Genomic DNA, 8,836 nt, shown 5'->3' on the forward strand with positions numbered 1-8,836 from the left:
GGCCCGGGGTGGGGCCGTCCGCGCCGGCGGCGCTCACGGGTGGGGTGGTGCGGGCGCTCACGGGGTCTGGAAGCCCGCTGCGGTGAGCACCTGCTTGGCCTCGGCCGACTGGATGTAGGCGACGAAGGCGGCGGCGCCGTCCTTGTTCGGTGCCTTGGCGAGTGCGGCGATCGGGTAGTCGTTCACGGCCTTCTCGGCCTCGGGGAAGTCCACGCCGTCGATCTTCGCAGCATCGGCCTTCACATCGGTCCTGTAGACCAGCGAGGCGTCGACCTCGCCGAGTTCGACCTTGGTGAGGGCGCCCTTGACGTCCTGCTCCAGGGTGACGGGCGTCAGGTCGACGCCGCCGGCCTTGAGGGCGTCCACGGCGGCGGCGCCGCACGGCACCTCCTTGGCGCACAGTGCGACCTTGAACCCGGCGCCGGCCAGGTCCTTGAGCGCGGCGACGTGCTTGGGGTTGCCCTTGGGCACCGCGATGGTCAGCGTGTTGCGGACGAAGGTCTTCGGCTCGCCGCTCGCCCCGCCCGCGTCGCTGACGGTCTTCATGGTCTTGGTGCTGGCGGCGGCGAAGACGTCGGCGGGGGCGCCGGAGTTGATGCTCTGCGCCAGGGCGGAGCTGCCGCCGAAGTTGAACTTGACCTTGACGCCGGGGTAGGCCGTCTCGAACTTCTTGCCCAGCTCCGTGAACGTGCCGGTGAGGGAGGCGGCCGCGAAGACGTTGACCTCGCCGGAGAGCGCCGGCGCGGCCGGGGAGGCGGCGCCGCCCGGGGCGGCGGAGGTCTTCGCGTCACCGGTCTTGGCGTCGCTGCCGCAGGCGGTGGCCCCGAGCGCGAGGGCGAGGGCCGCTGCCGAGACGACGACGAGTCTGCGGGTGCTGGTGGTCATGAGGTTTCCCCTCCTGGTGCGCCGGGAGGGGCGCGTGGTAGCCGCATCTGCGGCCTTTAACGCGATCATAATGCCGCAGATGCGAGCTGAAAAACCCCTGTTCCTTCGCACAGGCGGGAGTTCACAGGGGGCGTTCCCCCGCTGTGCGAAGGCTCAAACCGGCGCGTAACCGGGAGGGCCGCGAAAATGCCTGGCCCGTAACACCGGGGCCCGGCAGAGTGGTCCCGCTGATCGGTCGACGGGGGAGGCCCACCATGTCCACACTGCGCGTGACCGCCGAGCGGCTCACCGTCCTGGAGCACCCGAACGCGGACGCCCTGGAGCTGGCGCAGGTCGGCCTCTACCGGGCGGTCGTCGCCAAGGGCGCCTTCCGGACGGGCGAGCTCGCCCTGTACATACCCGAGCAGTCCGTGCTCCCGGCCGGGCTGATCGAGGAGCTGGGCCTGACCGGGAGGCTCGCCGGATCGAAGGCCGACCGGGTGCGGGCGGTACGGCTGCGCGGCGAGCTCTCGCAGGGCATCGTCTGCCGGCCGCGCGCGCTGGCCGGCGTCGACCTGGCCGGCGCCGCCGAGCGGGGCGAGGACTTCGCCGAGGCGCTGGGGATCGTGAAGTGGACGCCGCCGATCCCGACCGCGATGAACGGCGAGGTCGAGCGCGCGCCCGACCTGCTGCCGTGGGTCGACATCGAGAACCTGAAGCGCTTCCCCGGCGTCTTCGAGCCCGGCGAGCCGGTCGTGCTCACCGAGAAGCTGCACGGCAGCTGCTGCCTGGTCACCTACCACGCGGCCACCGGTGAGGTGCAGGTCTCCTCCAAGGGCATCGGCGCCCAGGGCCTGGCGCTGGTCGAGGACGAGCGGAACCTCTACTGGCGTGCCGTCCGGGAGCACGGCATCCCCGCCGTCGCGGCCCGGCTGGCGGAGCGGCTCGGCGCGGAGCGGGTGGGGATCTTCGGCGAGGTCTTCGGCGCGGGCGTGCAGGACCTGACGTACGGGGAGTCGGGCCGCACCGAGCTGCCCGGCTACGCGGCCTTCGACGTCTCGGCGGTGCTCGGCGGTCAGCTCCGCTGGCTGGACGCGGCCGCGCTGCTGGCCGGGGAGCTGCCGCTGGTGCCCGAGCTGTGGCGCGGCCCGTTCGACGCGGAGGTCGTCCTGGAGCTGGCCGAGGGCCGGGAGAGCGTCTCCGGCCGGGCGCTGCACCTGCGCGAGGGGGTGGTGGTCCGCCCGGTCACCGAGCGCTGGAGCCCGCTGCTGGGCGCCCGGGCCATCGCCAAGGTGGTCAGCGGCGCGTACCTGACCCGCAAGGGCGGCACCGAGTACGAGTGAGCGCGGGACCGCGTTCGCACCCGTGCCCGCACCGGCCCCGTACCCGCCCGCGCAGCCGTCCCCGCGTCCGCGCCCCGGTCGTCCTCGGCGCCGGGCGTCCCGCTGCTGTCGGGCTGCGGCAGCGGGCCGGGCGCATGGAGGAGGCGTGCCGCTGTTCTCACAGGACATGTCCATTCGAGCACAGCGTCCACCCCGACCGGGGAGCTTTTCACATCTTCGCGTGACCGATTCCGGGCGCTCGGTAGCGTCCCTCGCATCCCGGACCGAAAGCGCACGCGCGGATGGCATATGTCACTGAACATCTGACGATCCGCCGGAGACCGCACGGTCCGGGAGAAGCCCGGGGCGCGGAGTGATCGCCCCCGGGCCCGACCGGTCTACCGGAGGTCCCATGGGCACCATGAACCACTTCAGTTTCGGCTGGCTCACCCCCGCGCTGTCGTACGCGATGGCCTGCGTCGGCGCCGCACTCGGGCTGCGCTGCACCCTGCGGGCGCTCTCCGCCATCGGTGCCTCCCGCCGGAACTGGCTGCTCACCGCTGCCGCCGCGATCGGCTCCGGCATCTGGACCATGCACTTCGTCGCGATGTTCGGCTTCACCGTCGACGGCACCGAACTGCGCTACAACGTGCCGCTCACCATCCTCAGCCTGCTGGTCGCCGTGCTGGTCACCGGCCTCGGCGTGTTCGTCGTCGGTTACGGCAGGCACCGCGGCCGCTCCCTGCTGCTCGGCGGCCTCACCACCGGCCTCGGCGTCGCCGCGATGCACTACCTGGGCATGGCCGCCGTCCGCCTGCACGGCGCGGTCGCGTACGACCCGGGCACCGTCGGGCTCTCCGTGCTGGTCGCCGTCGGCGCCGCCACCGCCGCGCTCTGGGCCGCCGTCACCATCCGCAACGTGGTCGCGGCCGGCGGCGCCTCGCTCGTCATGGGCATCGCGGTGACCTGCATGCACTACACCGGGATGGCCGCCGTCCACGTGCACATGGAGCCCTCCCGCACCGACCTCGGCGGGGCGACGCCCATGCAGTTCGTCTTCCCGCTCGCGGTCGGCCTCGGCTCCTTCCTCTTCCTCACCTCCGCCTTCGTCGCCCTATCCCCGACCGCGCAGGAACGCGCCGCGTACGAGGAGGCCACCGAGCTGACCATCGAGGACTTCCGGCAGGCCGCGCTGTCCGACCGCGCCGCCGTCTGACACCCGCCGCCGCCCCCTCCCCGCCGCCCTGCCCCCAGGAAAGGTCCCGACCCCATGCGAGTACGCCGCGGATCGGCCCGCAGCGCACCGGCGCCCGCCCCCGGCGCCGCGCGCGGCCCGGCCAGGCCGCCCACCGCCGGCACCCGACGCGGCGCCCACGCCGGCCCGCCCGCCCGGGAGAGCCTGGCCGACGGCCCGGCCCCGCGCCCGGCCCGTACCGCCACCGGCCTGCGGCGGCTGCGCCCCCGTACCGTCCGCGCCAGGATCCTCGCGCTGCTGATGGTGCCCGTGGTCTCGGTGCTGGCGCTCTGGTCGTTCGCCAGCGTCACCACCGCGCAGGACGTCTGGGACCTGCTCAGGCTCAAGGACGTGCACTCCGCCCTGCTCGTCCCGGTCGGCGACACCGTCACCGGCCTGCAGGCCGAGCGCACCGCGGCCGGCCAGCTGCTGGCCGGCCCGACGGCCACCCGGGAGAGCGCCCTGCGGGAGGCCGCCGCCGCCACCGACGCCGCCGCCGCCCGGCTCACCTTCGGCCCGGCGTACAACCGCGCCGACGCCGAGGGCCTGGGGGCGGACGCCGCCGTCCGGGTCGACACGCTGGGCGCCGCCGTCGGCGCGCTGCCCGCCCTGCGCAACCGGGTACTGGCCCACGGCGCCGGCTGGGGCGAGGTCTACACCGCGTACGGCGAGGCGATCGACCGGGCGTTCGCGGTGGCCGGTGCGGTGACCCCGGTCCAGGACCACCGCACCGCCTCCGACGCGCGCGTCCTGCTGGAGTTCGCCCGGTCCCGCGAACTGCTCGCCCGGGAGGACGCCCTGCTGCGCGCCGGGCAGGCCGCCGGCAGCCTGACGGAGGACCAGTTGCGGGAGTTCGGCGGAGCGGTCTTCGCCCGCCGCCAGTTCGAGCAGGGCTCGGCCGCCGACCTGCGCCCCGCGGACCGGACGGCCCTCGCCGCCGTCACCGCCGACGCCGACTACCGGGACCTCACCGGCTTCGAGGACCGGATCGCCGCCGCCCCCGACGGGCGCGCCGCCGCCGCCGCGGTCAGCCCCGACCGCTGGTCCGTCGCCGCCGACGGCACCGCCCGCGCCCTGCGCGCCGTCGACACCGACGCCGGCCGCGCCGCCGCGGAGCGCACCGACCCGTACGCCCTCGGGCTGCTCACCCCCTCGGGGGTGGCCGTGCTGCTCGGCCTGGCCGCGGTGATCGCCTCCCTGCTGATCTCGGTGCAGATCGGCCGCGGCCTGGTCACCGAACTGATCGCGCTGCGCAACTCGGCACTGGAGCTCGCCGGGCGCAAGCTCCCCGCCACCATGCGGCGGCTGCGGGCCGGCGAGGAGATCGACATCGACGCCGAGGCGCCGCTGCCGGAGCACGGCAGCGACGAGATCGGCCAGGTGCACGGCGCGCTGGGCAGTGTCCAGCGGGCCGCCGTCACCGCCGCCGTCGAACGCGCCGAAGTCCTGTCCGGCGTGTCCGGCGTCTTCGTCAACCTGGCCCGGCGCAGCCAGGTCCTGGTGCACCGCCAGCTCACTTTGCTGGACGCGATGGAGCGCCGCACCGAGGACCCGGCCGAGCTGGAGGACCTGTTCCGGCTCGACCACCTGACCACCCGGATGCGCCGGCACGCCGAGGGCCTGATCATCCTCTCCGGCGCCGCCCCCGGGCGCGCCTGGCGCCGGCCCGTACCGCTGCTCGACGTCGTCCGTGCGGCCGTCGCCGAGGTCGAGGAGTACGCCCGGGTGGAGGTGCACCGCCTCCCGTACGCGGCGCTCTGCGGCCCGGCCGTCGCCGACCTCACCCACCTGGTCGCCGAACTCGTCGAGAACGCCACCGGGTTCTCGCCCCCGCACACCAAGGTGCACATCAGGGGCGAACAGGTCGGCAACGGCTACGCCCTGGAGATCGAGGACCGCGGTCTCGGCATGGGTGCCGAGGCGCTGGCCGACGCCAACCGGCGGATCGCCGCCGCCGAGCAGAGCGACCTCTTCGACAGCGACCGGCTCGGCCTCTTCGTGGTCAGCCGCCTCGCCCGCCGCCAGGACGTCAGGGTCTCGCTGCGGCCCTCCGCCTACGGCGGCACCACGGCCGTCGTCCTGCTGCCGACGGCGCTGCTGGAGACCCCGGACGCCGCCACCGGCCCCGAGCCGGCGGCCGTCCCCCGCTCCGGGGCCGGCCCCGCCCGCGACCGCGCGCTGCTGCGCGAACTGGCGGCGACCGGACTGCCGGAGCAGGGCGCCGCCCCCGCCCCGCTGCGCCCCTTCGGGGCCCAGGGCGCGGACCCCGGCGTGCTGCGCCCGAGCCCGTTCCGCGCCGACGGGGCCAGGGCCGACCGCCCGCAGCTCCCGCCGGCCGTCCCGGCGCAGCCGCCCCGTCCCGCGGTCCGGCCGCCGGCCGCCCGGCCCGCCGGGGCCGGGGCCGCGCCGGCGGCCGACCCCGACGAGCTGCCGCGCCGGGTGCGCCAGGCCAGCCTCGCACCGCAACTGCGGGAGACCCCGGCCCGCCCGGCGGCGCCCGCCGTCCGGCGCGGCGCACCGGCCCCGGCCGGCCGCAACCCCGAGGAGGCCCGCGCGGCGATGTCCGCCTACCAGCAGGGCTGGGCGCGCGGGAGGAACCGCGCCCCCCTGCACCCCGTGCATCCCCCGCGTCCCGTCACGGCCGACCGTCCGTCACCCCGAGGAGAGACCCGATGAACGGCACCACGCACCACCCGGGCGGGCTCAACTGGCTGCTCGACGAGCTCGTCTCGCGGGTCGTCCAGGTCCGGTTCGCCGTGATGCTGTCCGGCGACGGGCTGGCCATCGGCACCTCGGCCGGCCTCGGCCGGGAGGACGGCGAGCACCTGGCCGCCGTCGCCTCCGGGTTCCACAGCCTGGCCAAGGGCGCCGGCCGGCACTTCGACGGCGGCGAGGTCCGCCAGACCATGGTCGAGCTGGAGCACGGCTTCCTGCTGGTCGCCGCCGCCGGTGAGGGCACCTGCCTGGCCGTCTTCTCCACCGCCGACGCCGATCTCGGCCTGGTCGCCTACGAGATGGCCCGGCTGGTCCGCCGCGTCGGCGAGCACCTGTACACGCCGCCGCGCAGCGCGGTCGGGGGGTGAGCCCGGTGCCGTACCCGCACCGCCGCTACGAGGACGGCTCCGCCTTCGGCCACCCGACCGGGCCCGAGCAGCACACCCGGTGGTACGACGACGCGGCCGGGCCGATGGTCCGCCCGTACGCGATGACCAAGGGCCGGACCAGGCCGAGCGGCCGCGAGTTCGACCTGATCGCGCTCGTCGTCAGCGACCTGCCCGCGGCCGCCGCCCCCGGCGGCCCGGACCTCGCGGCCGGCCCCGAGCAGGGGCTGATCCTCGACCTGTGCCGCGGCAACGCACTGTCCGTCGCCGAGATCGCCGCCGACCTGGACCTGCCGCTCGGCGTCGTCCGGGTGCTGCTCGGCGACCTGCTGGACGCCGGACTCATCCGGGTCAGCCGGCCCGTCCCACCCGCCCTGCTCCCCGACGAGCACATCCTCCGTGAGGTCATCGATGGACTCCGCGCGCTCTGAACCCACCGGCCCGGACGGCTCGCCCGTGCTGGCGCTGAAGATCCTGGTGGCCGGCGGCTTCGGCGTCGGCAAGACCACGCTGGTCGGCTCGGTCAGCGAGATCCGGCCGCTGCGCACCGAGGAGCAGCTCACCGAGGCCGGCCGGGGCGTGGACGACACCGGCGGGGTCGAGCAGAAGACGACCACCACGGTGGCGATGGACTTCGGCCGGATCACCATCCGCGAGGGCCTGTCCGTCTACCTCTTCGGCACCCCCGGCCAGGACCGCTTCTGGTTCCTCTGGGACGAACTGGCACAGGGCGCGCTGGGCGCCGTCGTGCTCGCCGACACCCGGCGCCTGACCGACTGCTTCCCGGCCGTGGACTTCTTCGAGCACCGGGGGATCCCGTTCGTGGTGGCCGTCAACCGCTTCGCGGGCACCCGCGACTTCCGCCCCGACGAGGTCTCCCGGGCGCTCGACCTGGACCAGGACACGCCCGTCGTGATGTGCGACGCGCGGGCCCGCAGCTCGGGCAAGAGCGTGCTGATCAACCTGGTCGAGCACGCCGGGAAGGTGCACGCGGCCCGCCTGCTGGCCGGCATCGCCCCCTGAGCCGTGGCGCCGTGGCGCCGCGCCGCACCGGGCTGACGAGGTGTCAGCCGATGGCGGGACCCGCACGTACGCTGAAAATGTGATCACGTATGAGGACCGCAGGCTGCGCACCCTGGCCGACGAGGGCCGCTGGCCGGAACTGCTCGGCGCCTACCGGCAGGCCAGGGCGGCGGCCGCGGTGCGGGCCGGCGAGACCCGGGCGGCGGCCGAGACCGCCGCCCTCGGCCATCTGATCGCGCACGCCGCGCCGCCCGAGGTGGCCGTCCGGCTGTTCGACGCGGACGGCGGCCCGGGAACGGCGGCCGGGGTCGGCGACCACGACTCGGGCCCGCTCTGGGAGGTGCTGGCGACCCGGCACTCCTGGCTGCGGCTGGCGCCGCTGCTGGGCCCGCCCGCCGTCCGCCGCCTGGTGGCGCACACCCGGGTGCTGGCCGGCGAGGACCTCTCCTACGGCGCGGAGCCCGATCCGGAGGGCGTGCCGCTGGTGCTGGAGCCGTGGGAGACGGCCGGCTGGGGCGAGGGCGGGAGAGTCCGGGACTACCAGCGGGCGGGCGGGTCGCGCAGCTCGCTGCTGGCGCTGCCCGCGACCCGCGAGGGCCTCGGCCCGGTGGAGCTGCCCCCGCGCGGGGAGCGGCTGGCCGGGCAGCGGGCCACCGGGGAGTTCGCCGCGCTCGCGGACTGGGCGCAGGCGGCCTGCGTCCGCGGCGCGGCCCCGGACGCGGCGGTGCAGTTCGCCCCGGCCCGGTTGGTGACCGGCGGGTACGTGCCGTTCTCCGCCGCGTACCCGGTGCTCGTCCAGGCGGGTGCCGGGGTCCGCGCGCACGGGGTGGCGCGGGGCCGGCTGCTGGTCTGGCGGGCCCTGGTCGCGATGACCGGCTCGGACGGGCCGGACCGGGCCGAGGTGAACGCCCTGGTGGCCCGGCTGCGCTGCTTCACCTGGTGCGACCCGGCGGACGAGGTGCGCTACCTGCACGTCGCGCTGGAGGACCCGGCCACCGGCCTGAGCTGGGCGGTCAGCGGCGACGACGTCGAGTGAGGCCGGGCGTGCGGGCCGGGTGGCGGCGGTGACGACACCGGGCCGGCGGCTGCGGCGGCGTCGTGCGCCGTGCGGCCGCCGGCCCGGCGGAGGGTCCCCGGCCCGGCGCCGCCCGGGGGGTGTGGGGCGGCGCCGGACCAGGGTGTTCAGGGGGTTCGGGCCCTAGGGCGCGTCTTCAAAGGCGATGGGCTGATGAGCGATCATGTTGGTCGTGATTCGTCGTCATGAGCTGTCGGATGTGGAGTGGGAGGTGCTG

Annotated in this window: 8 protein-coding genes; 7 read left to right on the top strand and 1 reads right to left on the bottom strand. The window is 75.8% G+C overall.

Going from position 1 to position 8,836, the window contains the following annotated elements; all coding sequences use genetic code 11:
• Nucleotides 1-57: 57 nt before the first annotated feature.
• Nucleotides 58-885, bottom strand: a complete 828-nt coding sequence (gene modA, locus ACFUK0_RS38410; RefSeq protein ID WP_380258422.1) for a molybdate ABC transporter substrate-binding protein — start codon at nt 883-885, stop codon at nt 58-60.
• 254 nt (nt 886-1,139) lie between these two features.
• Here modA and ACFUK0_RS38415 point away from each other — a divergent pair, with 254 nt between their 5' ends.
• The 7 genes from ACFUK0_RS38415 (at nt 1,140) to ACFUK0_RS38445 (ending at nt 8,580) form a co-directional block, all read left to right on the top strand.
• Nucleotides 1,140-2,207: an RNA ligase (ATP) gene (locus ACFUK0_RS38415; protein ID WP_380258424.1), complete on the top strand. Its 1,068-nt coding sequence runs from the start codon at nt 1,140-1,142 to the stop codon at nt 2,205-2,207.
• A 391-nt stretch (nt 2,208-2,598) separates the two neighbouring features.
• Nucleotides 2,599-3,402: an MHYT domain-containing protein gene (locus tag ACFUK0_RS38420; RefSeq protein WP_380258426.1), complete on the top strand. Its 804-nt coding sequence runs from the start codon at nt 2,599-2,601 to the stop codon at nt 3,400-3,402.
• Between the two features lie 54 nt (nt 3,403-3,456).
• Complete coding sequence (locus ACFUK0_RS38425; protein WP_380258428.1) at nt 3,457-6,096, top strand: nitrate- and nitrite sensing domain-containing protein; 2,640 nt, start codon at nt 3,457-3,459, stop codon at nt 6,094-6,096.
• On the top strand, nt 6,093-6,503 hold the full coding sequence (locus ACFUK0_RS38430) for a roadblock/LC7 domain-containing protein (RefSeq protein ID WP_380258430.1): 411 nt from the start codon (nt 6,093-6,095) through the stop codon (nt 6,501-6,503). Before ACFUK0_RS38425 ends, ACFUK0_RS38430 begins: the two co-directional genes overlap by 4 nt.
• Before the next feature lie 104 nt (nt 6,504-6,607).
• Nucleotides 6,608-6,952, top strand: coding sequence for a DUF742 domain-containing protein (locus ACFUK0_RS38435; protein WP_380258436.1), 345 nt, complete (start codon nt 6,608-6,610; stop codon nt 6,950-6,952).
• Nucleotides 6,933-7,544 carry an ATP/GTP-binding protein gene (locus ACFUK0_RS38440; RefSeq protein WP_380258432.1) on the top strand — a complete coding sequence of 204 codons (612 nt, stop codon included), beginning with the start codon at nt 6,933-6,935 and terminating at the stop codon, nt 7,542-7,544. The genes ACFUK0_RS38435 and ACFUK0_RS38440 overlap by 20 nt, the downstream gene beginning before the upstream one ends.
• A gap of 79 nt (nt 7,545-7,623) precedes the next feature.
• Complete coding sequence (locus ACFUK0_RS38445; protein ID WP_380258434.1) at nt 7,624-8,580, top strand: hypothetical protein; 957 nt, start codon at nt 7,624-7,626, stop codon at nt 8,578-8,580.
• Nucleotides 8,581-8,836 lie beyond the last annotated feature (256 nt).

Source organism: Kitasatospora sp. NPDC057223 (assembly GCF_042669755.1).
In the GTDB taxonomy this organism is placed as follows: domain Bacteria; phylum Actinomycetota; class Actinomycetes; order Streptomycetales; family Streptomycetaceae; genus Kitasatospora.

Bases quoted from the DNA above. Each gene is read 5' to 3' on its own strand.
- modA (WP_380258422.1), bottom strand. From the start codon at position 885: ATGACCACCAGCACCCGCAGACTCGTCGTCGTCTCGGCAGCGGCCCTC.
- ACFUK0_RS38415 (WP_380258424.1), top strand. From the start codon at position 1,140: ATGTCCACACTGCGCGTGACCGCCGAGCGGCTCACCGTCCTGGAGCAC.
- ACFUK0_RS38420 (WP_380258426.1), top strand. From the start codon at position 2,599: ATGGGCACCATGAACCACTTCAGTTTCGGCTGGCTCACCCCCGCGCTG.
- ACFUK0_RS38425 (WP_380258428.1), top strand. From the start codon at position 3,457: ATGCGAGTACGCCGCGGATCGGCCCGCAGCGCACCGGCGCCCGCCCCC.
- ACFUK0_RS38430 (WP_380258430.1), top strand. From the start codon at position 6,093: ATGAACGGCACCACGCACCACCCGGGCGGGCTCAACTGGCTGCTCGAC.
- ACFUK0_RS38435 (WP_380258436.1), top strand. From the start codon at position 6,608: ATGGTCCGCCCGTACGCGATGACCAAGGGCCGGACCAGGCCGAGCGGC.
- ACFUK0_RS38440 (WP_380258432.1), top strand. From the start codon at position 6,933: ATGGACTCCGCGCGCTCTGAACCCACCGGCCCGGACGGCTCGCCCGTG.